Raw genomic sequence first — 26,149 nt, 5'->3', positions numbered from 1 at the left:
CACCTCCCCCGCCACGACACCGTACGGCCGCCGGTGGGTTCTGCCTGGCCCGCGTTTCACGTGAAACATGACGGCGTGGCCCGCTCGCACCATCACCGCGAACGAGGAACACGCTCCGCACGCGCGGGGCGCGCCTCCCCGGTTTTCGGCCCCTACCCCCTTGGGCCGTGGACGACGAGTTCGCGGACCCTCGTTCTCCGCGACGCAGAACGGGCATCGCTCCTTCTGAGGAGCGATGCCCGTCCGCTGCTGCCGACTGTCAGGCGGGTCCCGACCGCAGGAGGCCCGGGTCCTCGGGCGCCATCACTCCCAGGATCCTGTTCAGATCCTCGACCGAGGCGAACTCCACGGTCAGGCGGCCCTTCGTCTTCCCGATGCTCACCTTGACGCGGGTCTCGAACCGATCCGCCAGTCGCGTCGCGAGCTCGTCCATCGCCTCGCTGCGCTGACCCGCGCGCGGTGCACGTCGGCCCGGCACATCGGTGTTACCGCTGGTCAGGAGCGTGACGATCTCCTCCGTCGCTCGCACAGAGAGCCCCTCGGAGACGATGCGCTGAGCGAGCCGCTCGATCTCTGCCCCATCGCTGAGCGAGAGAAGGGCGCGCGCATGACCTGCCGAGAGAACCCCCGCGGCGACCCGGCGCTGGACCAGGGGCGGCAGCTTCAGGAGACGAAGAGTGTTCGAGATCTGCGGACGAGACCTCGCGATCCGCGTCGCCAGCTCCTCGTGGGTGCACCCGAAGTCGTCCAGCAACTGGCGGTAGGCGGCTGCCTCCTCCAGGGGATTCAGCGCCGCGCGGTGGAGGTTCTCCAGGAGCGCGTCCCGCAACATGTCACTGTCATCGGTCTCACGCACGATCGCCGGGATCGTGTCGAGGCCTGCAGCCTGGCTCGCACGCCACCGTCGCTCACCCATGATGAGCTCGTACTGGTCCGGGTCGGAGGCGTCAGGACGCACCACGATCGGCTGAAGAACACCGATCTCCGAGATCGAAGCCACCAGTTCGTCGAGGTCGCCGTCGTCGAAGACGGTTCGCGGCTGCCAGGTGTTGGGACGGATCGACTCGACGGAGATCTCTGCAAACCGGGCCCCCGGAACCGGCTTGAGTTCCGTTTCACGTGAAACGGGGGCAGCGAGCTCATCGTCCGCGCCTGACGCGTCCTCCGTCGCAGGCTGTTCCGGAGCACTCCCCGCCCCATCCAAGGGCCCGTGGTCCGACGACGAGTCAGGTGTCTCGTCCACGTCCGGGAACTCGATGCTCGTGATCAGCCCCAGCGACAGACCGTCAGCGCCCAGCGACTCCTCCGCCACACGCTCGGCGCCCGACCCACTTTCACCCGTCGGGGCGACCGGCTCGTCGGTCAGAACCGAGGTAGGGGCGCCAGAACCTCCGGCGCCGGGCCCCTTCGCCTGCGGTTCGCCACCCGTTCGGATGCTCAGCCGACCGCCCGCGATCGCGGAGTCCCACGAGGCGGAGCGCCGCGAAGTACGGCCTGCGTCCTCGCCGTTCTCGCCAGCAGGACGGTCCGCGCCGACCGTGGAGACCGTGCTGCCGCTCTCCGTCGAGTCGCGACCCTCGCCCGCAGGGAAGAAGACGTCGACGGGACGGTCGCCCTCGGGCCCGGACGGGATCAGCGCGCCGAGCCCGCGCCCCAGGCCACGCTTCTTCTGACTCATGCTCCAGCCTCCTGAACCATCCGGCTCCCCGCTCCCCTGTTCGTCCTGAAGTTTCCGCCCCGTCTCCGCACCGACGAGGAACCTTCGCCAGCCCCACCACGGGCCGCGACATCGAGCACGTTCACCATCGCACGCGCCAGCGACGGGTTCGCGGCAGAACCCGGCTTCATCGCAGGTCAGAGCGCTGCGGCGCGCGCTCGGCGAGCTCTCGGGCGGCCTCGAGGTAGGCCAAGGATCCCGTCGAGCCCGGATCGTAGGTCATGACCGTCTGCGCGTGGCTCGGGGCCTCAGAGATGCGGACCGAGCGCGGGACGGTCGTTCTGAGCGTCTGGTCGGGGAAGTGCTCGCGCACCTCCGCCGCGACCTGTTGTGCCAGGTTCGTCCGGCCGTCATACATCGTGAGGAGGATCGTCGAGACACGAAGCTCGGGGTTCAGGTGCGCCTTGATCAGTTCGATCGTCTTGAGGAGCTGGCTGAGCCCTTCGAGCGCGTAGTACTCACACTGGATCGGGATCAGCACTTCGCGCCCCACGACGAACGCGTTCACCGTGAGCAGGCCGAGGCTCGGGGGGCAGTCCACCAGCACGTAGTCGATCTGCTCCTCGCCTCGCTCCTCCCGCTCGGACAGGTACGCGTCGAGCGCCCGCCGCAGACGTGTTTCACGTGAAACGAGAGAGACGAGCTCGATCTCGGCCCCGGAGAGATCGATGGTTGCCGGCACCCCATAGAGACCGGGAACCGACGGGCACTCCTGGACCGTGTTGGCGAGCGGCTCATCCTCGACGAGTACCTCGTAGATCGACGGCGTCCCGGCACGATGCTCCAGCCCGAGCGCCGTGGAGGCGTTCCCCTGGGGGTCGTTGTCGATCACCAGCACCTTCAGTCCCGACTGGGCCAGGCCGGCGGCAATGTTCACCGTCGTCGTGGTCTTGCCGACGCCACCCTTCTGGTTCGCCACCGTGATGATCCGGGTACGAGCGGGGCGGGGGAACTGCCGACCCTGCAGCTCGATCCGGCGCCGCGCGTCGATGGCGAGCTGCGCTGCGAGGGGGGTGGACTCGTCGGCCTTAGGAACCGAGGCGACGAGTGCCGCCCTATGACCGTCGATCACAGGAGGAAGTCCTCCCTGGGCCCACGACAGGGCGGGCGCGGTTTCACGTGAAACGTGCGGATCAGCCGTCGCGGTCCCATCGTTCTGCGGGACGTCGTCGACGTGCTCCGTACTCGTGCTCACGTGCCACTCCTCCGGTTCGTCACAGGGACTTGCACCCGAGTCGCGGCACGTACGACGCCACGGCCCGGTGCTCCGCGCTCACTCTACGGCCTCACCGACGTCCGGACGGGTCAAAACTCCGGCCCGTGGACAGGCAGAACGTCCACGGGCCGAGGACCAACGACAGTCAGGAGCGCCGCACGCGGAGGATCGTCGTGGGTTCGACGTTGTCGACCGTGCGGCCCTCGAGGATCTCCGGTTCAGCAGTCTTGAAGGACCGCAGCACCTTGCGCGCCGGCTCGATCTCTCGCTCGACGTTGCGGCCCTTCAGCACGACCATCGCACCGCCCTTCCGAACGAGCGGAAGGCTCATCCGCGCGAGCTTGCTCAGAGCCGCCACCGCGCGCGATGTCACGACGTCCACCTCGAAGGCGCCGTGGTACTCCTCCGCGCGACCCCGCTTCACCTGCACGTTCTCCAGGCCCAGGCTCTCGACGCACTCCTGCAACCACGCCGTCCGACGCTCCATCGGCTCGATGAGATGAACCTCGACGTCCGGGCGTTGGATCGCCAGCACGATCCCCGGCAGACCCGCGCCCGAACCGATGTCCGCCACCGAACGCGTGTCGCCGAGGTAGGGGGTAACGGCAGCCGAGTTCAGAATGTGCCGCTCCCACAGCCGTGCGACCTCTCGTGGACCGATCAGGCCGCGCAGCTCGCCCTCGTCCCTCAGGCTCGCGGCGTACTGCGCCACCAGCTCGTACCGGTCCCCGAAGTACGCGCGCACAGCGTCGCTCCGACCGAGCTCGGCGTCATCGTCGCCCGTCGGGGCCCGTGTCTCGTCGCTCATGATCTCTCCCTTGCACTGCCACCACATGCCGAGAGCCCGTCGTTTCACGTGAAACAACGGGCTCTCGAATCGTCTTTCAGGATTCCGGCGCGGCGTCCTGCTCCGAGGCCGGCTGGACCACCACGTACCGTGACGGCTCCACGCCTCGCGAATCACTGACCAGGCCCGCCGCCGCGACGGCGTCGTGCACGACCTTGCGCTCGAAGGCGTTGAGCGGGTCGAGCTCGACCTCACGACCAGACTCGCGCACCTGGCGGATCGCGTCCTCGGCCAGCACGGTCAGCTCCTGCCGACGCGCCGAGCGGAACCCGGCGATGTCGAGCATCAGCCGGCTCCGCTCCCCCGTACGCGCCTGAACGGCGAGCCGGGTGAGCTCCTGCAGCGCCTCGAGCACCTCGCCGTCACGCCCGACGAGAGCCGACAGGTCCTCGTCTTCGTCAGCCACGATCTCGACCGCGGCCCGGTCGTGCTGGATGTCGAGGTCGATGTCCCCGTCGAGGTCGGCGATGTCGAGGAGTTCCTCAAGGTAGTCCGCCGCGATCTCGCCTTCCTCTTCGAGGCGCTTCGTACGGTCGGGACCCTGCTCCACCGGCGTGTCCGTCGTCATCGGTGTTCGATTCCTCTCGCTGCTCAACGGCGCTTCTGGCGGTTCTTGCGCTTGGGCTGCTCGCGCTGCCCACGGGGCTTCTCGGGCTCGGGCTCAGGAGTCGCCTCGATGGCCCCCTTGGCCGCGGCCTTCCGCGCCTGCTTCTCCTTGAGGAGACGCTCCGCCTCCGAGCCGGGAGCCGGCATCTTCTTGATCGTGTAGAACTGCTGGCCCATCGACCAGAGGTTCGAGATGACCCAGTAGATCAGCACACCGACGGGGAAGTTGATGCCCGAGATCAGGAAGATCACCGGGAGGATGTAGAGCATCATCTTCTGCGTGCTCGCCATCGGCCCCTCGAGGGCGGCCTTGGGCATGTTCTTCATCGTGAGCTGACGCTGGGTGAAGAACATCGTGGCGCTCATCAGGACGATGAGGCAGATGACGACCACGCGCGACGTCATCGAGTCGGTGGTGCGGAAGACGTCGGAGAGCTGGGCCCCGAAGAGGCTCGACGACTCGATGTCGCCGGCGATGCGCTGGTCGATCGGGCCGATCGCCTTGTGCGTGCCCTCCGCGATGCCCTGCAGGTTGTTGAGCACCCGGAACAGCGCGAAGAAGATCGGGGACTGCAGGAGGATCGGCAGGCACGACGCCATGGGGTTGGTGCCGTGCTTGCGGTAGAGCTCCATGGTCTCGCGGCCCATGGCCTCACGGGACGCGGGATCCGTCTTGCCCTTGTACTTCTTCTGCACCGCCTGCAGCTCGGGCTGCATCATCTGCATCCCGCGCGAGGCCTTGATCTGCTTGAAGAAGAGGGGGATCAGCGCGATACGGATGACGACCGTCAGAGCGACGATCGAGAACACCCACGCCCAGCCAGGGCCGTCCTGCATCCCGAGGGTCGTGAACAGGGCATGAGCCCCGTACATGATCCAGGCCACGACCCACTCGATGGGGTAGAGGATGGTGTCGAACATCCCGAATTGTCTCCTCTGTCGGAAAGTCTGCGTCCCCGGCGGCGCGGTCCGGGAGGGTCAGTGGTGTGCTGCGCCGCGGTGCTCGTGACCCGCCGCGTCGACATCGACGTGGTGGGAACGAGCCGGTGGGACGTCGTCGACTCCGCCGAGGCTCCACGGGTTGCACCGCAGGATCCGCCACAGAGCGAGGCCGGTTCCCCGTAGCGTGCCATGCGTACGGATCGCGATGATCGCGTACTGGGAGCACGACGGGTAGTACTTGCAGGTAGGCCCAGTCAGCGGGGAGATCACCGACTGGTAGACGCGCAGGACGCCGATGAGGACGGTGGCCGGGAGGTTCCGCAGCACGTTCCGCCCGCGGTCGAGCGTCGAGGCGGTCACGTCGTCCTCCGTGCGCGCGCGACGGCGCGGTCGAGGCTGCTCGTGAGGTCGCTGTCGAGCTCGGCGTACGTGGCGCCGCTCGAGGCCGGCAGTGCGCGAACCACCAGCCGGGCTCCGGCGGGGAGCGCGGGGAGGTGCGCCGCCGCGATGTGCCGCAGGCGGCGTTTCACCTGGTTGCGGTGCACGGCGTTCCCCACGGCCTTGGATACGACAAGACCGACCTGTGACGGTGCATGGCCCGCGACAGCACCGACGCCGGCCTCAGGGCCGGCGTCGGGGTCGACAAGGAGATGCACCACCACGGTCGATCGACCTGCACGCGTGCCGCGGCGCACCGTCCGTTCGAAGTCGACGGAACGGCGCAGTCGGTGCGCCGCGGGCAGCATCCGTCAGGCAGAGAGCTCGGCGCGACCCTTGCGCCGACGGTTCGCCAGGATGGCGCGGCCGGCACGGGTGCGCATGCGCAGCCGGAAGCCGTGGGTCTTGGCACGACGGCGGTTGTTCGGCTGGAAGGTCCGCTTGCTCACGAGGTACTCCAAGAAACGTCGGGGAGGCACACCGTCATTTCCTCGACGATGCAGGTCTTGTCGCAGGTCAGGCCTCGCGTACGAGACGTGGAAGCACCGACCGGGCCGACCCGAGGACCGGCAGCCCGGATAAGGGCGCGCGAAAGGACCTGGAACGGCTGTCTGACGTTACGCCGAGGAGACCCCTCAGGTCAAACCCGCCCAGGGGCGACCCGCACCGGCCGGTGGCTACGATGTGGAGGACCTCACGCACCTCGGCGCGACGTCGCGCCGGCCGCCCGGTACGTTCATCGTCCACAGCCTTGTCCACAGGTTCCACAGCATGTGGACAACACTGTGGACGGAGATCTGGCGTGGCAGACTCGCGACCTCGCTGACCATCCCGAACGACCCGAAGGACGACGCCCGTGGCCCAGCCGGACGAGAACATCACCGACGTCTGGGCACACACGCTCGCCACCCTCGAGGCACGGCCGGACATGACCGCCCGGCAGCTCGCGTTCATCAAGCTCGCGAAGCCGATGGCGATCCTGGAGGACACCGTGTTCATCGCGGTGCCGCACGAGCAGACCCGCGCCTACCTCGAGACCAGCGTTCGCGACCAGCTCGTCTCGGCGATGGCCTCCACGCTCGGCCGCGACATCCGCTTCGGCATCACGGTGGATCCCGAACTGAGCAGCGACACCCTCACCGGGCCGTCGCAGGACTACACCGCTCCCCCGGAGCCGGGTGTCCCCGACGAGCCGGAGGCGCCTCCGCTGCCGCCGAGTCCCAAGCAGTCGGCCGAGCCGACGCGGCTCAACCCGAAGTACATCTTCGAGACCTTCGTCATCGGTTCGTCCAACCGGTTCGCCCACGCTGCCGCCGTCGCGGTGGCCGAGGCGCCCGCCAAGGCCTACAACCCGCTGTTCATCTACGGGGACTCCGGGCTCGGCAAGACGCACCTGCTCCATGCCATCGGCCACTACGCCCACAACCTCTATCCCCATGTGCGCGTGCGCTACGTGAACTCCGAGGAGTTCACGAACGACTTCATCAACAGCATCGGCGAGGGGCGCGCAGGGGCCTTCCAGCGCCGCTACCGCGACGTCGACGTCCTCCTCATCGACGACATCCAGTTCCTCGAGGGCAAGGAACAGACGATGGAGGAGTTCTTCCACACCTTCAATGCGCTCCACAACGCGGACAAGCAGGTGGTGATCACCTCCGACGTCCCGCCCAAGCAGCTGAACGGCTTCGAGGACCGGCTGCGGTCGCGCTTCGAGTGGGGCCTCATCACGGACGTGCAGCCGCCGGACCTCGAGACCCGCATCGCCATCCTGCGCAAGAAGGCCGCGAGCGAGCGGCTCGACGTCCCCGCCGAGGTGCTGAGCTACATCGGCTCGCGCATCTCGACGAACATCCGCGAGCTCGAGGGCGCGCTCATCCGCGTCACAGCCTTCGCGAACCTCAACCGGCAGGCCGTCGACCTCGCCCTCGCGGAGATCGTCCTCAAGGACCTCATCACCGACGACGACACGCAGGAGATCACCCCGTCGATGGTGATCGCGCAGACGGCCGCGTACTTCGGCCTCACGATCGACGACCTGTGCGGCTCTTCCCGCTCGCGCGTGCTCGTCACGGCCCGACAGATCGCCATGTACCTGTGCCGCGAGCTCACGGACCTGTCGTTGCCCAAGATCGGCCAGCAGTTCGGCGGCCGTGACCACACCACCGTGATGCATGCGAACAAGAAGATCGCGGGCCAGATGGCCGAGCGCCGTTCCACCTACAACCAGGTGACCGAGCTCACGAGCCGCATCAAGCAGCAGCACCGCGGCTGACGTCTCGCCGCTCGACGGACGCCTCACGGGCCCGACCACGCTCTCCACAGGGCTGTGGATCCGGGCCCGTCGGCGTCTCTCCACATGCCCACCCACAGGGGAATGCCCGGAAACAGCCGGTTGCGCGCCATCTGTCCCCAGGCCTGTGGAGCAAAATCGTGGACAACGACCAGCGCGCACGCCGCAGAGAGATTCACACCTGTGGACAAACTTGTGGATGTGTGTGGACGACAGCCTCGGATCCGTGGACGACGACGCCCCGATCGGTGGACGGCTGTGGGTACAGATTCCGTCGCCCACAGGCCCAAGGTGTTGTCCACAGCTGCGCCCCCACGGCCTCCACACCCCGACCAGTGCGCTGACCTGCGCAAACACCGGTCATCCCCAGATTCCACAACCCCGATGACGATGACGAACGATTGATCAAGAAGAAATTCCACACACCTTCATCAGGCCGGCTCGTCGATCCAGGGCGAGGCCCGCCTCGGCCTGAGGATCACGTGCCGAAGAGCCCCTGTCTCGCGTAGGGTTTGGCTCGGACGACGAGGCAGGTCGGGTCACGTCGACGGTCCGGGCCGGTCCTGGGCCACCGACCCCACGCCCGCACGTCCGCTTCGATCGACAAGGGTCGACAACGCGAGGAGTGGGATGAAGTTCCGGGTTGAGCGTGACGTCCTGGCCGAGGCCGTGACCTGGACGGCGCGCACGCTCCCCACGCGCCCGCCGGCACCGGTGCTCGCGGGCGTCCGCATCGAGGTCGACACGGCCGGCACCATCTGGCTGTCCAGCTTCGACTACGAGGTGTCGGCGCGGGCGGAGATCCCGGCAGAGGTCTCCGAGCCTGGCACGGTGCTCGTCTCCGGCCGGCTGCTGGCCGAGATCTCCCGCGCTCTGCCCAACAAGCCCGTGGACGTCACGCTCGAGGGCACCAAGGTCGTCCTGACGTGCGGTGCCTCGCGCTTCACGCTGCTGACGATGCCGGTGGAGGACTACCCGGCGCTGCCGCAGATGCCCGAGCTCAGCGGCACCGTGACCGGCGACGCGCTCACGCACGCCGTCGCGCAGGTCAGCGTGGCCGCGAGCCGCGACGACACGCTCCCCCTGCTCACCGGCGTGCGCATGGAGATCGAGGGCGAACGCATCACCCTCATCGCCACCGACCGGTACCGGCTCGCCCTGCGCGAGCTCACCTGGACGCCTGCCACGCCTGGCTACTCGGCCGTCGCGCTCGTGCGCGCACGCACCCTGACCGACGTCGCGAAGTCGCTCGGCGGGGGCGGGGGCCTCGTGAACGTCGGCCTGTCCACCGGACAGGGCGTCGACCTCATCGGGTTCGAGGCGGGTGGCCGCCACACGACGTCGCAGCTCGTCGACGGCGACTACCCGCCCGTGCGGCGGCTGTTCCCGGACGCGACGCCGATCCATGCCGTCGTCGCCACGGCGCCGCTGATCGAGGCCGCCAAGCGCGTGTCCCTGGTCGCGGAGCGCAACACGCCGATCCGGCTGTCCTTCACGGACGGTCAGGTCGTGCTCGACGCCGGTCAGGGCGACGACGCGCAGGCGTCCGAGGCGCTCGAGGCGGTGCTGGTCGGCGAGGACATCCAGGTCGCGTTCAACCCGCAGTTCCTGCTGGACGGTCTGGGCGCGCTCGGCACCGACTTCGTCCGGCTCTCGTTCACGCACCCGAACAAGCCGGTGGAGTTCACCGGCCAGGAGTCGCTCGACGGCGAGGACTCGTCGGACTACCGCTACCTGCTCGTGCCGATCCGCTTCGCCGGCTGAGCGCCGTCCTGCCCGTTCGCCCCGCACCGTCCCCGGAGGTACCCATGGTCAGCCACATCGGACTCGTCGGTCTGGGCAAGATGGGCAACAACATGCGCGAGCGGCTGCGCCGCGGCGGCATCGAGGTCACCGGGTACGACCCGCGGCCCGAGGTGTCCGACGTCGCGTCGCTCGCGGACCTCGTGGCCGCCCTGCCCGCGGACCGTCGCGTCGTGTGGGTGATGGTGCCGGCCGGCGACCCGACGCGCGGCGTCGTGCAGGAGCTCGGCACGCTGCTGGGCGAGGGCGACGTCGTCGTCGAGGGTGGCAACTCGCACTACCCGGAGGACCAGGCCCGCGCGGCGGAGCTGGCGGAGCGCGGCATCGGGTACGTCGACGTCGGCGTCTCCGGCGGCGTGTGGGGCCTGGAGAACGGGTACGGCCTGATGTGCGGCGGAGACCGCGCGCACGTCGAGGCACTCATGCCGGTCTTCGACGTGCTGCGCCCCGAGGGGCCGCGCGAGGAGGGCTTCGTGCACGCCGGTGAGGTGGGCGCGGGGCACTTCGCGAAGATGGTGCACAACGGCATCGAGTACGGCCTCATGCAGAGCTACGCCGAGGGCTACGAGCTCCTCGCGGCCAAGGACATCGTCACGGACGTGCACGGCACGATGAAGGCGTGGATGCGCGGCACGGTCGTGCGGTCGTGGCTGCTCGACCTCATGGTCAAGGCGCTCGAGGAGGACCCGGCGCTGGCCGCGATCGACGACTGGGTCGACGACTCGGGCGAGGGCCGCTGGACCGTCGACGAGGCCATCGACAACGCCGTGCCCCTTCCCGTGATCTCCGCGGCGCTGTTCGCCCGCTTCGCGTCTCGGCAGGACGAGTCCCCGGCGATGAAGGCCGTGGCCGCGCTGCGCCAGCAGTTCGGTGGGCACGCGGTCAAGCCCGCGCAGTGAGGCCGGCGGTGCCAGGCCGCCGAGCAGGTTAGATGTACGTCTCCCACCTCTCCCTCCTCGACTTCCGCTCGTACGCCGCAGCGGACGTCGAGCTCGAACCCGGCCCCAATGCGTTCGTCGGGCGCAACGGCCAGGGCAAGACCAACCTCGTCGAGGCGATCGGCTATGTCGCGACACTCGGTAGCCACCGGGTCGCGAACGACACCCCCCTCATCCGGGCCGGCGCGGAGCGGGCCGTGGTCCGGACCCGGATCGTGCGCGGGGATCGGGCATCGACCGTCGAGCTGGAGATCACCGCGGGCAAGGCGAACCGCGCGCGCGTGAACCGCGGCCAGCTCGGCCGGGCCCGCGATGTGCTCGGCATCCTGCGCACGGTGCTCTTCGCACCGGAGGACCTGGCGCTCGTCAAGGGCGACCCCGACGGTCGGCGCCGGTTCCTCGACCAGCTGGTGGTGCAGCTCCTCCCCCGGGCGGCGGGCCTGCTGGGCGACTACGAGCGCGTGGTGCGCCAGCGGTCCGCGCTGCTGAAGTCGCTGCGCGGTGCACGCCGGTCTGGTGCCGGACCTGTGGACACGAGCACGCTCGAGGTCTGGGACGCACGGGCCGCGCAGCTCGGCGGGCAGATCCTCGCCATGAGGCTGGCGCTGGTGGAGGCTCTGCGGCCGCACGTCGCGGCCGCGTACGCGCAGGTCAGCGACGCCGACGGGGATGCCGAGCTCGCGTACCGCTCCAGCGTCCCGGGGACGGCGGACGGGACGACTCGCGCCGCGGAGGACCTGGAGAAGGCGATCCTCGAGGCGATGGCGGAGGCGCGGAGCCAGGAGCTGGAGCGCGGCGTCAGCCTCGTCGGGCCGCACCGCGACGACCTGGTCCTCGCCCTCGGTGGGCTGCCGGCCAAGGGGTACGCGAGCCACGGGGAGTCGTGGTCGTTCGCGCTGGCGCTGCGGATCGCGTCGTACCGGCTGCTCGGCGGCGGCGACGAGCCGGAGCACGTGCCGGACGCCGCGTTCTGGGACCCCGACCTCGACACGGACGCGGATCCCGTGCTGATCCTGGACGATGTCTTCGCCGAGCTGGACGTGCGACGTCGGGAACGGCTGGCGGAGCTCGTCGCGCCGGCACGTCAGGTGCTCGTGACCGCCGCAGTGCCCGACGACGTCCCGCCGGGACTGCTCGGTGCGCGGTTCGAGGTCACGCCCGGCCAGGTGCGTCGTGCGGAGTGACGACGGCGAGAGCGTCGTGGGCGACCTCCCCGACGACGGCGACGACGCGGGCGGCACGTCGTCCGGCGAGGACCCGCGACCGGTCAAGGACCGCACCGAGCTGACGCCGCCCTCGGCGGTCGCGCGGGAGGCCCTCAACCGCGCGAAGGCGGCGGCGCGGGCCAAGGGACTCCGGCCGGGCTCGCCGGCGCGACGCTCCCCCCTCGCGGAGCCGCGCCTGTCCGGGCAGGGGCCGGGCGCCCGCGATCCCCAGCTCCTGTCGGAGGTGCTGGGGCGACTCATGCGTGACAAGGGGTGGACGGCGGACGTCTCCGTGGGCGGCGTGATCGGGCGCTGGCGGGAGGTGGTGGGCGCCCAGGTCGCCGACCACTGCCAGCCGGAGACCTTCGAGCAGAAGGTGCTCGTCGTGCGCGCCGACTCGACCGCCTGGGCCACACAGGTGCGACTGCTGGTGCCGACGCTGCTCCGCCGGCTCGAGGAAGAGGTCGGCGAGGGCGTGGTCGAGCAGGTCACCGTGCTCGGGCCTGCCGGGCCGGGATTCCGCCGTGGACGGCGGTCGGTACGCGGCCCCGGCCCCCGCGACACCTACGGCTGACGTCCGGGGCGACGACGAGACGAACGACGGGCCCGGCCGCAGGTGCGGCCGGGCCCGTCGTTCGCTCAGTGCGTCGGTGCGTCAGTGTTGGATGCGGCGACGCAGCCAGAACAGCACGCCGCCACCCACGATCAGCAGCGCGGCGATCCCGGCGAAGACGCCGACCGTCGCACCCGTCTGCGGCAGCTCGTCGGCACCCTCGGCCTCGGCCGGCGGGACGTCGGTGTCGTCCGCGACGACCTCCACGTCCGCGCCGCCGGCGCCGATCGGGTTGGCGCACTCGGTGTTGGCCTCGGGGTAGCTCACGATCTGCGAGTACTCCGGGTTGACCTCGAAGAGCACCTCGACGTCGTCACGCGTCCAGGCGTAGTTCCCGTCGGTCTCCACGTAGGAGCCGTCGTCCTGCTGCTCCCAGCCCGGCCACTGCTTCGGCGCGGTGTCGGAGGCGCCCGGCCACAGCAGCTCGCCCTCCAGCGGCTGGTCGGCGGCGACGTAGTTCTCGCCGCCCTCCGGGTGGAGGAACGTGATGGTCAGCGGAGTGTCGTTGTCCACCTCGACGCCCTCGGGCAGGGAGACGCCGTAGTCCAGGTAGGGCGTGTCGCCCACGCAGACCGCGCCGATGTCACCGGGGACCAGCGCGCAGTCCTCCTCCGACGGGACGAGCTGCTCGATCGGGAAGATCACGTCGCCACCCTCGGTGCGGGTGTACCCGGCGAGGTCGTCGCCGAAGGTGCGCCCCTCGGTCGGCACGGCGAGCACGCCCTGCTCGGTGGTGAGGTAGGTGACGTCCCCCGTGTCCGCCGGGAGGATGACGTCGGACGCGTCCGCGCCGCAGATCTCGAGCGCGGCCGGCGCCTGCGGCACCACGACCTGGGGCTCCGGGACCTCCGGCTCGGTCGGCGTGGCGCAGTCCTCGGTGGACGGCAGCTCGATGCCGAAGTCGCTCAGCTCCTGGTGCTGCCAGTCGACCAGGTGCCCGTCCATGGACGAGCCGTCCGGGTACGTGATGGTCTCGGGCATCGTGTAGTCGTCGACGCCGCCGCGCACCAGGTCCTGCTGGATGCCCCAGCCGGTGCAGAGGTCGATGTCGTCGAGCGCGTCCGTCTCCGGGAGCTCGGTGTACCAGTGCTGGTCGTTCGTGAGCTCGTCCTCGGGGACGGTGAGCGGCGTGGTGCCGAGCAGCTGCTGCTTCCCGGAGTTCTCCCACGCGGCGGGCTTGTCCTTGTCGAGCTTCGGGTACAGGTAGATCCCGACCTGCACGTCGGTGCCCTCGGGCTGCTCCGGCGTCGTGGGGACACAGGGCGTCGTCGTGCCCTTCGCGTCCTTCTCCTCCTCCGGGGTGCGCGGCCAGTCGTAGCGGTCGCCGTCGTGGGCGTCGACCTGCACCGACCACTCGTGGGCCTTCGACCCGTCGAGCTCGAAGGTGCGGCGCCACGAGTCTCCGAAGGACTCGTCGGCGGCGATCGCGCCGTCGATGGTGACGACGACGTCGGCGCCCTGGTACTGGGTGAGCTTCACCTCGAGGCTGGTACAGGAGTCGCTGACTCGCGGGGTGTGGGCGGAGGCCGGCGCCGCGGTGGCGACGAGCATCCCTCCGACGGCGAGCGTCGTCGCGGCGACGCCTGCCAGGGTCCTCTTCACTGTGGGGTTGTCCCTTCGGTGGTGACCGGTGCACAGGCGCGCGCCAGTCGACGTGCGGAACGGGGAATCGTCGTGTAGTACACCAGGTTTTGGAGTAAATCGGGAGAGTCGTTGATAACGGTCAGAGCACAAATACCCGACGTTCCGGAGGAGTGGCGCTGATCGCCCCCAAACTGTGGACAACCCTGAGGAAAACACTGTGGACAAGGCTGTGGAGAGCCCGTCGTCCACGACCTGTGGACAACGTGTGCGGAACTTCCCTCCAGCGGCGTCAATCCGCCGTTTCCTTGCCTCTGGCAGGTAGACTGGGACGGTCATTCCGGGTCGTGCTGCGACCTCTCGCACGGCTCGGTCGAGCGCAGCCCGGAACCTGAGAGCCGCGCCGCCTGCACACTGCACGAAGCGTCGGCGCGTGCACGACGACCGAGGAGCAGCTCCGCCTGTGGCAGACCGAACCGACACCCCCCGTCCCGACACTGTCGCCAACGGAGCCAACGGAGCCGCCGGACCGGGGAGCGGGTACGACGCCGGCAACATCACCGTCCTGGAGGGCCTGGAGGCCGTCCGCAAGCGCCCGGGCATGTACATCGGCTCGACGGGCGAGCGAGGCCTGCACCACCTGGTCTACGAGATTGTGGACAACTCTGTGGACGAGGCCCTCGCGGGTCACGCCGACAGCGTCGAGGTGACCCTCCTCGCCGACGGCGGCGTCCGGGTCCGCGACAACGGGCGCGGCATCCCTGTCGCGATGCACCCCACCGAGGGCAAGCCGACGCTCGAGGTCGTCATGACGATCCTGCACGCGGGAGGCAAGTTCGGCGGCGGCGGGTACGCCGTCTCCGGAGGCCTGCACGGCGTGGGCATGTCGGTGGTGAACGCGCTGTCCACCCGCTTCGTCTCCGAGGTGAAGCGTGACGGCTTCCACTGGCGCCAGGAGTACCGGGACGGCGGCGAGCCCGTCACCGAGGTGCAGAAGCTCGAGCCGCTCGCCGAGGGCGAGCCCACCGGCACCACGCAGACCTTCTGGGCCGACGACTCGATCTTCGAGACCACGGACTACGACTTCGAGACGCTCCGCTCGCGCTTCCAGCAGTACGCGTTCCTCAACAAGGGCCTGCAGATCACGCTGCGCGACGAGCGCGCAGGCCACGCGGTCGCGGACGACGAGGTCGCCGGCCAGGCCCCGGAGGGTGCGGACACCGACGTCACCGCCGCCGACGGCGCCGCCGACGCCGAGGTCGCGAACCCCGTCCGGACGGTGACGTACCGCTACGACAACGGCCTCACGGACTACGTGGCCCACATCAACGCGGCCAAGAAGTCCGAGCTCATCCACCCCGAGATCATCGACGTCGAGTCGGAGGACACGGAGCGGAAGATCTCGGTGGAGATCGCGATGCAGTGGACCAGCGCGTACAGCGAGTCGGTGCACACGTTCGCGAACACCATCTCGACCACCGAGGGCGGCACGCACGAGGAGGGCTTCCGCGCGGCGCTCACCACCCTGGTGAACAGCTATGCGCGCGACAAGCAGATCATCAAGGAGAAGGACGACAACCTCACGGGCGACGACATCCGCGAGGGGCTCACCGCCGTCATCTCCGTCAAGCTCGGCGAGCCGCAGTTCGAGGGCCAGACCAAGACGAAGCTCGGCAACACCGAGGCGAAGACGTTCGTGCAGCGCGTGGTGCGCGAGAAGCTCGTCGACTGGTTCGACGCGCACCCGACGGAGGCGCGCGACGTCATCCGCAAGGCCATCCAGGCGTCGCAGGCGCGCATCGCGGCGCGCAAGGCGCGCGAGGCCACGCGACGCAAGGGGATCCTCAGCTCCGGCGGGATGCCCGGCAAGCTCAAGGACTGCCAGTCCAACCGCGCCGAGGACTGCGAGGTCTACATCGTCGAGGGCGACTCGGCCGGTGGCTCCGCCGTCCGCGGCCGCAACCCGCACAACCAGGCGATCCTGCCGCTGCGCGGCAAGATCCTCAACGTGGAGCGGGCCCGGCTGGACAAGGCGCTCTCCAACCAGGAGATCCAGTCCCTCATCACGGCGTTCGGCACCGGTATCGGGGAGGACTTCGACATCTCGAAGCTCCGGTACCACAAGATCGTGCTGATGGCCGACGCCGACGTCGACGGCCAGCACATCTGCACCCTGCTGCTCACGCTGCTGTTCCGGTACATGCGACCGCTCATCGAGCACGGCCACGTGTACCTGGCGCAGCCGCCGCTGTACCGGCTCAAGTGGTCGAACGCGCCGCACGACTACGTGTACTCCGACCGCGAGCGGGACGCGTTCCTCAAGGAAGGGATCGCGGCCGGCAAGCGGATCCCCAAGGAGAACGGCATCCAGCGCTACAAGGGTCTGGGCGAGATGGACTACACCGAGCTCTGGGACACCACGATGGACCCGGAGCACCGCACGCTGCTGCAGGTGACCATGGACGACGCGGCCGCGGCCGACGAGATCTTCTCGGTGCTCATGGGCGAGGACGTCGAGTCCCGCCGCAGCTTCATCCAGCGCAACGCCAAGGACGTCCGCTTCCTCGACATCTAGCGGCTGACGACGACGCCGTACAACTCGTACGGACGTCGTTGTACGTCAGCCCATCCATGATCTCGAGGACGACGGAACCCGCGCCCCGGCGGCGCAGGACAGGAAGAAGGTAGACGGTGACGGACGAGAACCCCGGTCCCGACATGACGGACGGCGCCCCGGACGACGAGGCGATCGACACGACCGACGGTGCGGTCACGGTGCAGCACGGCCGCATCGACCAGGTGGACCTCCAGCTGGAGATGCAGCGGAGCTACCTCGACTACGCGATGAGCGTCATCGTCGGGCGTGCGCTCCCGGACGTGCGGGACGGCCTCAAGCCGGTGCACCGCCGTGTGCTGTACGCGATGTACGACGGCGGCTACCGCCCTGACCGCGCGTACTCGAAGTGCTCGCGCGTCGTGGGCGACGTCATGGGCAAGTTCCACCCGCACGGCGACACCGCGATCTACGACACCCTCGTGCGCCTCGTGCAGGACTGGGTGCTGCGCTACCCGCTCGTCGCTGGCCAGGGGAACTTCGGCTCGCCCGGCAACGACCCGGCCGCCGCCCCCCGGTACACCGAGTGCCGCATGGCCCCGCTGGCCATGGAGATGGTCCGGGACATCGAGAAGAACACGGTCGACTTCCAGGACAACTACGACGGCCGCACGCAGGAGCCCGTCGTCCTGCCCGCCCGGTTCCCGAACCTTCTGGTCAACGGCTCCGCCGGCATCGCGGTGGGCATGGCGACCAACATCCCGCCGCACAACCTGCGCGAGGTCGCGGAGGGCGTGCGCTGGCATCTCGCCAACCCCGACGCGTCGCGCGAGGAGCTCCTCGCCGCACTGATGCTCCGCATCAAGGGGCCGGACTTCCCGACCGGCGCCACGATCCTCGGCACCAAGGGCATCGAGGAGGCGTACCGCACCGGCCGCGGCTCCATCACGATGCGCGCCGTCGTGAACGTCGAGGAGATCCAGAACCGGATCTGCCTCGTCATCACCGAGCTGCCGTACCAGGTCAACCCGGACAACCTCGCCAGCAAGATCGCGGACCTCGTCAACGACGGGAAGCTCGCCGGCATCGCGGACATCCGCGACGAGACGTCGGGCCGCACCGGCCAGCGCCTCGTCATCGTGCTCAAGCGCGACGCGATCGCCAAGGTCGTTCTGAACAACCTGTACAAGCACACACCGCTGCAGTTCAGCTTCGGCGCGAACATGGTGGCGCTCGTCGACGACGTGCCGCGCACGCTCAGCCTCGACGCCTTCGTGCGGCACTGGACCACGCACCAGATCGAGGTCGTCCGCCGGCGCACCGAGTACCTGCTGGCGGAGGCCGAGCGCCAGATCCACATCCTGCGCGGGTACCTCAAGGCCCTCGACGCGCTGGACGAGGTCATCGCCCTCATCCGCCGCTCGCCCGACGCCGAGCAGGCCCGCACCGGCCTGATGGAGCTGCTTGACGTCGACGAGCAGCAGGCGAACGCGATCCTGGCGCTGCAGCTGCGCCGGCTCGCCGCCCTCGAGCGCCAGCGGATCATCGACGAGCACGACTCCCTCCAGCGGGAGATCGAGGACTACAAGGACATCCTCGCGAAGCCGGAGCGCCAGCGGACCATCGTCCAGGACGAGCTCGACGACATCGTCGCGCGCTACGGCGACGAGCGCCGCACCACGGTGCTGCCGTTCGACGGCGACATGTCGGTCGAGGACCTCATCCCCGAGGAGGAGGTCGTCGTCACGATCACGCGCGGCGGGTACGCGAAGCGCACCCGCTCGGACAGCTACCGCGCCCAGCGGCGCGGCGGCAAGGGCGTGCGCGGCGCCGCGCTGCGCGAGGACGACATCGTCGAGCACTTCTTCGTCACGACGACGCACCACTGGCTGCTGTTCTTCACGAACCTCGGCCGGGTGTACCGCGCCAAGGGCTACGAGCTGCCCGAGGGCGGTCGGGACGCCAAGGGCCAGCACGTGGCGAACATGCTGGCGTTCCAGCCCGGCGAGCACATCGCCCAGGTGCTGGACCTGCCCGACTACGAGGCGGCGGACTACCTGGTGCTCGCGACCCGTCGCGGCCTGGTGAAGAAGACCCGCCTGGGCGAGTACAACTCGCCGCGCTCGGGCGGCCTCATCGCCATCAACCTGCGCGAGGACGACGAGGGCCACCCCGACGAGCTCGTCGCGGCGCGGCTCGTGAACGCGGACGACCACCTCATCCTCGTGTCCCGCAAGGGCCAGTCGATCCGCTTCCCCGCCGACGACGACACGCTGCGCCCGATGGGCCGCGCGACGTCCGGCGTCACCGGCATGAAGTTCCGTGAGGAGGACGAGCTGCTCAACGCGGACGTCGTCACCCCGGGGACGGACCTGTTCGTCGTGACCGAGGGCGGCTTCGCGAAGCGCACCGCGATCACGGAGTACCGCGTCCAGGGCCGCGCCGGCTACGGCATCAAGGTCGCCAACCTGGTCGAGGCTCGTGGAGACCTCGTGGGGGCCTTGGTCACGGAGGCGGACGACGAGGTGCTGGTCATCATGGAGCGTGGCAAGATCGTGCGCTCGGCGGTCGCGGAGGTGAACCTCACCGGCCGCACCACGCAGGGCGTGACGTTCGCGAAGCCCGACCGCGGGGACCGCATCATCGCCGTCGCCCGTAACGTCGAGCGTCGGGACGTCGACGAGGCAAGCGGCGACGAGTCGGTTAGCGTGGACGAGCAGGCCGCCGACGAGCAGACCACGAGCGGGGACGAGGACTGATGACGGAGAACAGCGCGTCGACCCGGGCGTCGTCGGCGCCTCCCACGCGGGAGGCGGAGATCGACGACTCGACCCACCGCCGCAGCCCGGCTGCGGGCGCGGCGCCGGCCGCGGCGTCCGCCGGCGCCGTCCGACTCGGTGAGGTGCCCGCACCGCCCGCACCGCCGGTCACCGCCCCGTCGCCCGTTGCCGGCGTCACCTCGGACGGCACCACCGCCGCCCAGGGCGCGTCCCCCGTCAAGGAAGGCGCGGTGAAGGCCGCTGCCGCCGCCCTCGCCGCCGCGCGGAGCGCGGCGAAGAAGGTCCAGTCGGTCATGCCGGAGGCGCCGGCCAAGGCGCAGGACGGCGCGGGCAGCACCGGCGTCGCGGGCACGGCCAAGAACGCCGCGAAGCCCGCCGAGCCGCGTCCGGAGATGCACTACTCGGCCGGTGGCGTGCACGGGACGGCCGCTCCCGCCGCCGCGGCCCCCGTGGGGAGCCCGATGGTCGGGGCCGCGCAGCCCGGCGCCGGCGCGCGCCGCGTGCGGCTGTCGGTCTCGCGCGTCGACCCGTGGTCGATCATGAAGCTGGCGTTCCTGCTGTCCGTCGCGATCGGCTTCATCACCGTCGTCGCGACGATGGTGGTCTGGTACGTGCTCAACGACATGGGCACGTTCGCGAAGATCCAGGGCTTCCTGAGCGAGACGATCGGCCCGCAGGCCGTGAACCTCATGCAGTTCATCGAGTTCGACCGGGTCGTCTCCCTGTCGGTGCTGATCGCCATCGTCAACGTGGTGCTGCTGACCGCGCTCGCCACGATCATGGCCATCCTGTACAACATCACCGCAGCTCTCGTCGGCGGCGTGCACCTCACGCTGACGGACGAGTGAACCCCGTCCCGACCGGGACCGACGTCACACTGCGCGACGGCACCCCCGGTTTGGGAACGGACCCGCGCGTACGGTAATGTTCCGTGCTGCACGCGCTCCCTCGCGGGGGCGCGCTCGGGGCTATAGCTCAGACGGTTAGAGCGCTTCCCTGATAAGGAAGAGGTCGGAGGTTCAAGTCCTCCTAGCCCCACTCCAGGCCACCTCAGGCCCGGGCCCGAGACGCACGACGACGGTCGTGACGAGGAGGCAGAAGATGAAGAAGCTGTTCGTCCTCCTGCTCGCGCTGGGCGCGGGTTACCTGGTCTGGCGCCGTCTCAACGAGGACTCGGCCGACCGGGACCTGTGGTCCGAGGTCACCGACACCATCGACTGAGCACGCCCGGCCCGTCTGACGAGGCCGCCAGGGGCCATGGCGCAATTGGTAGCGCACCTGCTTTGCAAGCAGGGGGTTAGGGGTTCGAGTCCCCTTGGCTCCACCACCGAAGACCCCGTACGCCTGCCGGCGTGCGGGGTCTCGTCGTTCCGTGCCGGCGTGCCCGAGGTGTTGAGCCCCCGCCCCCGGTCCCGCATGGTGGTGGGTGGGCCCGCCGACCGGCCGGCCGTCACGACGAGGGGGTCACGATGACGCTGTACCTGCTGTCCGTGCCGCACGACTCCGAGACCGAACCCACGATGGCGACGATGGACCCGGACGAGCTGGAGGCGACGCTCGCGGCGGTGGGCGCCTTCAACGAGTCGCTGGAGGCCGCGGACGCGCTGCGGTTCGCCGGAGGACTGCACCCGCCGAGCACGGCCACGACGATCGACGGGTCGGGTGAGACGGCGACCGTCGCCCCGGGACCGTTCGTCGAGGCTCCCGAGTACCTCGGCGGGCTCTGGGTGATCGAGGCGGCGGACGACGCCGCGGCCATCGCATGGGGCACCCTGGCGGCCGAGGCGCTCGGCGGTCGGGTCGAGGTCCGGGCGTTCCAGGACGTGCCGTCCGGCTGACGACCGACCGAGAGCCGCAGGGCCCCGTCCTGTGGACGGGGCCCTGCGGCGAGCGGTGCGGTGCCGTCCCGGACGGCGGTCGGATCAGGCCTTGTCGCCCTCCCCCGCGTCCTTCGCGGCGTCCGCCGCGTCCTCGGCGGCGTCCTCGGTCTTGCGGGCGGCCGAGCGCGTGCGGTTCGTGGCCTTCTTGGCGGCGTCGGTCGCCTTGTCCTTGGCCTTGTCCACAGCCTCGGTGACCTCCTCGCCGAGCTCGGCGGCCTTCTCCGAGGCGCGCTCGGCGGCCTCGCGGCCCTTCGCGACGGCGTGCCCCGCGGCCTCGCCGACCGCCTCCGCCGCGTCGGCGACGGCGTGCCGCGCGTCGCGGGCCGCGCCGTCGTAGTCCGGGCCCGACTGCTGCTCCCAGGGCTCGGCCCACGGGTCGTTCTGCGGCTGGGCGCGGCGCCAGAAGGCATAGCCGGCCACGGCGGCCCCGGCGAGCGCGAGGAACCAGAAGAGCCCCTTACCCTTGCCGGACTTCTCGGCCTCCTTGGCGGCCTTCTGCGCCGCCTTCTCGGCGGCGGCCTGGGCCTTGGTGGCCTCCTTGGCCGCCTTCTTCGCGGCCTTCTTGCCCGCGCGTCCGGCCTTCTCCGCGGCGTCGCGCGCGGCGTCCGCCGCCAGGACGCCGGCCGCACCCGCGGCGGCCCCGGCGCGCGTCGCCGCCTCGTTGAAGGCGGTGACGACCCGCGGCAGGTAGTCGTCCACGATCTTGTCGTGCGCGGTGTCCACGAGCGGGCCCGCCTTGTCGGCGGCCTTCTCGACCCGCGGCGCCGCCGCGAGCACGCTCTCGCGCCACGCCTTCTCGGCGCGGGGCACGAGCCACTCGAGGAACGAGTCGACCCGCGGCTCGGCCCAGTCCTTGGCCTGGTTCGCGGCGTCCTTCGCCCCGCCCGCAGCACGGGCGCCGACGTCGACCAGGACGGCGGCCGCCTCGGTCGCGGAGCCCTTGAGCTTCTCGGTGTCGATGTCGTTGATCGTCGAGCTCACCTTGGCGGAGAGCTTCTCGGCCTGGTCCTTGGCAGTGTCCTTGACGCTGTCGCCCACGTTCTTTCGCACCATGGACCCACTGTGCCACCTGGCGCCCTGGCCTGCAGCGGTACGCGCGGGCCGCGCCGTGCGGGTCGTGGAGACGGATGGTGAGAGGGAGGGTGAGAGGATGAGGGCATGTTCGCAACCCTCCACACCACCGCCGGTGACATCCGCATCGAGCTGCTGCCGAACCACGCGCCCAAGACCGTCGCGAACTTCGTCGGGCTGGCCAAGGGCACCACGACGTGGACGGACCCGGCCACGGGCGCCGAGCGCAACGACCCCCTGTACGACGGCGTGATCTTCCACCGCGTCATCGACAACTTCATGATCCAGGGCGGGGACCCGCTGGGCACCGGCACCGGCGGCCCCGGCTACACCTTCGACGACGAGATCCACCCCGAGCTCCAGTTCGACGGCAAGTACATCCTCGCGATGGCGAACGCCGGCAAGCGCCGCAACCCCGTCACGGGCGCCGTCGAGGGCACCAACGGCTCGCAGTTCTTCATCACGACGGGCGACACCCCGTGGCTGAACGGCAAGCACACCATCTTCGGCAAGGTCGTGGACGACGGTTCCCGCGCCGTCGTCGACGCGATCGGTGACACCCCCACCCGCCCGGGCGACCGCCCCGTCCAGGACATCGTCATCAACAGCGTCACCATCGAGGACTGACCGACACAGACCGATACCGGGTCACCCGGTCACGGTCGGGGTCGGGAACCTCGTCGCAGTCCCGTTCACGCGCCCAAGGGGCGCTCCACTTCGGGAAAGATGGAACTGCGACGAGGTTCCCGACCCCGACCTTTCCATCGCCTCACGGAGGGCCGACTCATCTCGACACCGCCAGCCCCGCAGTTCGGACAGCCCGCCGACGCGCCGCCGGTGTGCCCGCGGCACCCGGACCGCGTCTCCTACGTGCGCTGCCAGCGCTGCGGGCGGCCGACGTGCCCCGAGTGCCAGCGGCCCGCCGCCGTCGGGATCCAGTGCGTCGACTGCGTCAAGGAGGCGTCGCGCGCGGTCCCGAGCGCACGCACGATGTTCGGGGGCACGGTGCGGGGCGGGCGGCCGGTCGTCACGCTGACGATCGTCGCGCTGTGCGTGGTGAGCTGGGTGCTGCAGCTCGTCACGGGCGGTGAGTGGACGCAACGGTGGGCGTTCGCCCCGTCCGTGGGGCTGGACCAGCCGTGGCGCTTCCTCACCGCGGCGTTCCTGCACTCCACCAGCATCCTGCACATCCTGTTCAACATGTACGCCCTGTGGCTCACCGGCCCGTTCCTCGAGCAGGCGTTCGGGCGCGGACGCTTCGTCGCGCTGTACGTGCTGTCGGCGATCGGCGGTTCGGTGGGCTACCTGCTGCTCGCGACGCCGACGATCGACGGCGGGTGGAACACCGCCGTCGTCGGGGCCTCCGGGGCCGTCTTCGGGCTGTTCGGCGCGATCATCCCGGTCCTGCGCCGCACCGGGCGCAGCGCCGCGCAGATCCTCGTGCTCATCGCCATCAACATGGCGATCCCGTTCTTCGTCGGCGGGATCGCGTGGCAGGCGCACCTGGGCGGCCTGGCGGTCGGACTGGCGATGGGCGCAGGTTTCGCCTTCGCGCCCCGCGAGTGGCAGGCGCTCGTGGGATGGCTGCTGCCGCTGGGGGTGGCCGTCGTCCTCGTGGCCGCGACCCTGTGGAAGTACGCCTCCGTCGGCTGGCTCTGACCGCACGGCCCGACCCGTCGTCCACAGGGTTGCCCACAGGTGTGGAACGAACTACACGGGTGGAAGTCCTGGCGTCAGCGCCAGCGCGTGGTGAGCCCGAAACCCGCGATGATCAGCACGAACCCGACGGCGAGGTTCCAGGCGCCGAGCGCCGGGATCGGGAGCCCCAGGCCCTGTGCCGTGAGGTAGTACAGGACGATCCACGCGAGGCCCAGCAGCATGAGCGTGAGCATCGTCGGCACCAGCCAGCGGGGGTTGCCCTGCGGCTTCGCCTTCGGCGTGACCGGCTGCTCGTCGGGCGTGCTCTTCTTCTTGCGGGACTTCGACTCGGGCACGGGGAGGTCTCCTGTCCGGACGGGTGGGTGGCGGCCGCGGGCCGGATGCCCGCCACCGTCGGCGATTCTGTCGACTAGCGTAGTCGTCAGCAGGCTCGAGAAGGACAGCAGGGGACTGACAGGGGTGCCGATGAACCGCCGACTGCGCCAGAGCGCGACCGTCGCGTGCGTCCTCGCCGCGTCCGGGCTCCTGTTCACCGCCAGCGCGCAGCTCGCTGACACCAAGGACGGTCGCGACCCGCAGGACCTCGCCGAGCTCGTCACCACGGAGTCCGACCGGGTGGCAGGCCTCACCGACCGCATGAACGAGCTCGAGGCCGAGATCGACGACCTCGGCAAGCAGACCGGCACGGACCTGCCCACGCGGAGCGCCGACCTCGTGGCCGACGAGTCGGTCGTCACCGGCGCCGCGGCCGTCTCGGGGCCCGGGCTGCGGGTGGCGCTCGACGATGCGCCCGCGTCCAGCCAGTCGATCGCCGGGGTGCGGCCGGACGACCTGGTCGTGCACCAGCAGGACGTGCAGCACGTGATCAACGCGCTGTGGGCGGGCGGCGCCGAGGCGATGACGCTGCAGGGCGAGCGCGTCACCGCGACGTCGGCGTTCCGCTGCTCCGGCAACATCCTGCTGCTGCACGGCAAGGTCTTCTCCCCTCCGTACGTGATCGAGGCGGTGGGCGACCCCCAGGAGCTGCGGCACTCGCTCGACGCGGACCCGGGCGTCGCGATCTATCAGCAGTACGTCGACTGGGTCGCCCTCGGCTGGTCGGTCAAGGAGGCGGGCACGCTCCAGCTCCCCGCGTACACCGGCAGCTCCGAGATGAAGTACGCGACGGTCCCCGCCGGCACGGACGTGTTCTCGTGAGCGCCACGACCGTCGTGGGCGCCGCGGTGCCGGGGCCGGGCCGGCGATGGCGTGGCCGCCGTCCCGCCCCGCAGCCCGCCTGACCACCTCCCCGAAGCGAGACAGCCATGACCACCCCCGCTCCCACCCCCGCCGGCCCGCGCATCCTCGTGGTCGACAACTACGACTCGTTCGTCTACACGATCGTCGGCTACCTCGACCAGCTCGGGGCCCGCACCGTCGTGGTGCGCAACGACGCGGTGCCCGAGCCCGACGCCGACGGCGTCTTCCACGACGCGGACGGCGCGCCCTTCGACGGCGTGCTCGTCTCCCCCGGCCCCGGCACCCCGAAGGAGGCCGGCTCGTCGGAGGACGTCATCCGCGCCTGCGCCCGCTCCCGCACGCCGATGCTCGGCGTGTGCCTGGGCCACCAGGCCCTCGCGGAGGTGTACGGCGCCACGGTCGCGCACGCGCCGGAGCTCATGCACGGCAAGACCAGCCTCGTCGAGCACGACGGCGAGGGCGTGCTCGACGGCCTCGCGTCGCCGTTCACGGCCACGCGCTACCACTCCCTCGCCGTGCTCCCGGAGACCGTGCCCGCCGAGCTCGAGGTGACGGGCGCGACGGCGAGCGGCGTCGTCATGGGTCTCCAGCACCGCGAGCTGCCGCTGCACGGTGTGCAGTTCCACCCCGAGTCCGTGCTCACCGAGGGCGGGCACCGGCTGCTCGCCAACTGGCTCGCCGTGTGCGGCGACGACGGCGCGGTCGAGCGGTCCGCCGGCATGGCACCGCTGGTGCACCAGGGCTGACGTCGTCCCGAGCGGCTCGTCGGG

Annotated in this window: 25 protein-coding genes and 2 tRNA genes; 16 read left to right on the top strand and 11 right to left on the bottom strand. The window is 70.2% G+C overall.

From position 1 onward, the window contains the following. Window positions 1–259 precede the first annotated feature (259 nt). From ACFVS0_RS07775 to rpmH, 8 genes are all read right to left on the bottom strand, one after another. Window positions 260–1,678, bottom strand: coding sequence for a ParB/RepB/Spo0J family partition protein (locus ACFVS0_RS07775; protein WP_430587618.1), 1,419 nt, complete (start codon window positions 1,676–1,678; stop codon window positions 260–262). A 166-nt stretch (window positions 1,679–1,844) separates the two neighbouring features. Further along, window positions 1,845–2,789: a ParA family protein gene (locus ACFVS0_RS07770; protein ID WP_430587736.1), complete on the bottom strand. Its 945-nt coding sequence runs from the start codon at window positions 2,787–2,789 to the stop codon at window positions 1,845–1,847. Window positions 2,790–3,078: 289 nt separating this feature from the next. Next, window positions 3,079–3,741: a 16S rRNA (guanine(527)-N(7))-methyltransferase RsmG gene (gene rsmG / locus ACFVS0_RS07765; RefSeq protein ID WP_430587617.1), complete on the bottom strand. Its 663-nt coding sequence runs from the start codon at window positions 3,739–3,741 to the stop codon at window positions 3,079–3,081. Between the two features lie 76 nt (window positions 3,742–3,817). Continuing rightward, a complete protein-coding gene (locus ACFVS0_RS07760) occupies window positions 3,818–4,348 on the bottom strand; it encodes a protein jag (RefSeq protein ID WP_430549415.1) in 531 nt (176 codons plus the stop codon). Window positions 4,349–4,371: 23 nt separating this feature from the next. Beyond that, on the bottom strand, window positions 4,372–5,307 hold the full coding sequence (yidC, locus tag ACFVS0_RS07755; RefSeq protein WP_430544843.1) for a membrane protein insertase YidC: 936 nt from the start codon (window positions 5,305–5,307) through the stop codon (window positions 4,372–4,374). A 57-nt stretch (window positions 5,308–5,364) separates the two neighbouring features. Further along, window positions 5,365–5,688, bottom strand: a complete 324-nt coding sequence (gene yidD / locus ACFVS0_RS07750) for a membrane protein insertion efficiency factor YidD (RefSeq protein WP_430549416.1) — start codon at window positions 5,686–5,688, stop codon at window positions 5,365–5,367. Continuing rightward, window positions 5,685–6,074: a ribonuclease P protein component gene (rnpA, locus tag ACFVS0_RS07745; protein ID WP_430549417.1), complete on the bottom strand. Its 390-nt coding sequence runs from the start codon at window positions 6,072–6,074 to the stop codon at window positions 5,685–5,687. The genes yidD and rnpA overlap by 4 nt, the downstream gene beginning before the upstream one ends. A 3-nt stretch (window positions 6,075–6,077) precedes the next feature. Beyond that, complete coding sequence (gene rpmH / locus ACFVS0_RS07740) at window positions 6,078–6,215, bottom strand: 50S ribosomal protein L34 (protein WP_013840089.1); 138 nt, start codon at window positions 6,213–6,215, stop codon at window positions 6,078–6,080. A 407-nt stretch (window positions 6,216–6,622) separates the two neighbouring features. On the opposite strand from rpmH, the gene dnaA reads away from it, so the two are divergent. The 5 genes from dnaA to ACFVS0_RS07715 all read left to right on the top strand — a co-directional run bounded on the left by dnaA (window position 6,623) and on the right by ACFVS0_RS07715 (window position 12,576). Then, the gene (gene dnaA / locus ACFVS0_RS07735; RefSeq protein WP_430549418.1) at window positions 6,623–8,038 is read left to right on the top strand and encodes a chromosomal replication initiator protein DnaA; all 1,416 of its coding nucleotides are present in this window, start codon (window positions 6,623–6,625) and stop codon (window positions 8,036–8,038) included. Window positions 8,039–8,686: 648 nt separating this feature from the next. Next, window positions 8,687–9,820 (top strand): DNA polymerase III subunit beta, encoded by a 1,134-nt coding sequence (gene dnaN / locus ACFVS0_RS07730; RefSeq protein WP_430549419.1) that lies wholly within the window; start codon window positions 8,687–8,689, stop codon window positions 9,818–9,820. Window positions 9,821–9,864: 44 nt separating this feature from the next. Continuing rightward, window positions 9,865–10,758 carry a phosphogluconate dehydrogenase (NAD(+)-dependent, decarboxylating) gene (gnd, locus tag ACFVS0_RS07725; RefSeq protein WP_430587616.1) on the top strand — a complete coding sequence of 298 codons (894 nt, stop codon included), beginning with the start codon at window positions 9,865–9,867 and terminating at the stop codon, window positions 10,756–10,758. A 32-nt stretch (window positions 10,759–10,790) separates the two neighbouring features. Then, window positions 10,791–11,981, top strand: a complete 1,191-nt coding sequence (gene recF / locus ACFVS0_RS07720; protein WP_430587615.1) for a DNA replication/repair protein RecF — start codon at window positions 10,791–10,793, stop codon at window positions 11,979–11,981. Between the two features lie 100 nt (window positions 11,982–12,081). Continuing rightward, the gene (locus ACFVS0_RS07715; protein WP_430549500.1) at window positions 12,082–12,576 is read left to right on the top strand and encodes a DUF721 domain-containing protein; all 495 of its coding nucleotides are present in this window, start codon (window positions 12,082–12,084) and stop codon (window positions 12,574–12,576) included. Window positions 12,577–12,657: 81 nt separating this feature from the next. On the opposite strand, the gene ACFVS0_RS07710 is transcribed toward ACFVS0_RS07715, so the two are convergent. After that, window positions 12,658–14,217 carry an LPXTG cell wall anchor domain-containing protein gene (locus ACFVS0_RS07710; protein WP_430587614.1) on the bottom strand — a complete coding sequence of 520 codons (1,560 nt, stop codon included), beginning with the start codon at window positions 14,215–14,217 and terminating at the stop codon, window positions 12,658–12,660. Between the two features lie 442 nt (window positions 14,218–14,659). Here ACFVS0_RS07710 and gyrB point away from each other — a divergent pair, with 442 nt between their 5' ends. The 7 genes from gyrB to ACFVS0_RS07675 all read left to right on the top strand — a co-directional run bounded on the left by gyrB (window position 14,660) and on the right by ACFVS0_RS07675 (window position 21,368). Continuing rightward, window positions 14,660–16,771: a DNA topoisomerase (ATP-hydrolyzing) subunit B gene (gyrB, locus tag ACFVS0_RS07705; protein WP_430587613.1), complete on the top strand. Its 2,112-nt coding sequence runs from the start codon at window positions 14,660–14,662 to the stop codon at window positions 16,769–16,771. Between the two features lie 143 nt (window positions 16,772–16,914). After that, complete coding sequence (gene gyrA, locus ACFVS0_RS07700) at window positions 16,915–19,509, top strand: DNA gyrase subunit A (protein WP_430587735.1); 2,595 nt, start codon at window positions 16,915–16,917, stop codon at window positions 19,507–19,509. Continuing rightward, the gene (locus ACFVS0_RS07695) at window positions 19,509–20,378 is read left to right on the top strand and encodes a DUF3566 domain-containing protein (protein WP_430587612.1); all 870 of its coding nucleotides are present in this window, start codon (window positions 19,509–19,511) and stop codon (window positions 20,376–20,378) included. The genes gyrA and ACFVS0_RS07695 overlap by 1 nt, the downstream gene beginning before the upstream one ends. 116 nt (window positions 20,379–20,494) lie before the next feature. Next, window positions 20,495–20,568: transfer RNA gene (locus tag ACFVS0_RS07690), tRNA-Ile, on the top strand. A gap of 45 nt (window positions 20,569–20,613) precedes the next feature. Then, entirely contained in the window at window positions 20,614–20,751 is a 138-nt protein-coding gene (locus tag ACFVS0_RS07685; protein WP_430587611.1) for a DLW-39 family protein, read from the top strand. A gap of 30 nt (window positions 20,752–20,781) precedes the next feature. After that, a tRNA-Ala gene (locus tag ACFVS0_RS07680) sits at window positions 20,782–20,857 on the top strand. 142 nt (window positions 20,858–20,999) lie between these two features. Further along, complete coding sequence (locus ACFVS0_RS07675) at window positions 21,000–21,368, top strand: YciI family protein (RefSeq protein WP_430549426.1); 369 nt, start codon at window positions 21,000–21,002, stop codon at window positions 21,366–21,368. Between the two features lie 84 nt (window positions 21,369–21,452). Here ACFVS0_RS07675 and ACFVS0_RS07670 read toward each other — a convergent pair whose 3' ends face one another. Beyond that, window positions 21,453–22,463 carry a hypothetical protein gene (locus ACFVS0_RS07670; RefSeq protein WP_430587610.1) on the bottom strand — a complete coding sequence of 337 codons (1,011 nt, stop codon included), beginning with the start codon at window positions 22,461–22,463 and terminating at the stop codon, window positions 21,453–21,455. Between the two features lie 105 nt (window positions 22,464–22,568). Here ACFVS0_RS07670 and ACFVS0_RS07665 point away from each other — a divergent pair, with 105 nt between their 5' ends. Beyond that, on the top strand, window positions 22,569–23,108 hold the full coding sequence (locus tag ACFVS0_RS07665) for a peptidylprolyl isomerase (protein ID WP_430549428.1): 540 nt from the start codon (window positions 22,569–22,571) through the stop codon (window positions 23,106–23,108). Window positions 23,109–23,471: 363 nt separating this feature from the next. Continuing rightward, a complete protein-coding gene (locus tag ACFVS0_RS07660; RefSeq protein ID WP_430587609.1) occupies window positions 23,472–24,140 on the top strand; it encodes a rhomboid family intramembrane serine protease in 669 nt (222 codons plus the stop codon). A gap of 74 nt (window positions 24,141–24,214) precedes the next feature. On the opposite strand, the gene ACFVS0_RS07655 is transcribed toward ACFVS0_RS07660, so the two are convergent. Then, complete coding sequence (locus ACFVS0_RS07655; protein ID WP_430549430.1) at window positions 24,215–24,475, bottom strand: cell division protein CrgA; 261 nt, start codon at window positions 24,473–24,475, stop codon at window positions 24,215–24,217. Between the two features lie 130 nt (window positions 24,476–24,605). Here ACFVS0_RS07655 and ACFVS0_RS07650 point away from each other — a divergent pair, with 130 nt between their 5' ends. Both ACFVS0_RS07650 and ACFVS0_RS07645 read left to right on the top strand, forming a co-directional pair. Beyond that, a complete protein-coding gene (locus tag ACFVS0_RS07650) occupies window positions 24,606–25,337 on the top strand; it encodes a DUF881 domain-containing protein (RefSeq protein WP_430587608.1) in 732 nt (243 codons plus the stop codon). A gap of 107 nt (window positions 25,338–25,444) precedes the next feature. Next, complete coding sequence (locus tag ACFVS0_RS07645; RefSeq protein ID WP_430549432.1) at window positions 25,445–26,125, top strand: aminodeoxychorismate/anthranilate synthase component II; 681 nt, start codon at window positions 25,445–25,447, stop codon at window positions 26,123–26,125. Window positions 26,126–26,149: the final 24 nt, after the last annotated feature.

The sequence above is a fragment of the Isoptericola sp. NPDC058082 genome, from assembly GCF_042885055.1.
Taxonomy (GTDB): domain Bacteria; phylum Actinomycetota; class Actinomycetes; order Actinomycetales; family Cellulomonadaceae; genus Isoptericola.
This window is presented reverse-complemented; position numbering and strand designations above follow the sequence as displayed.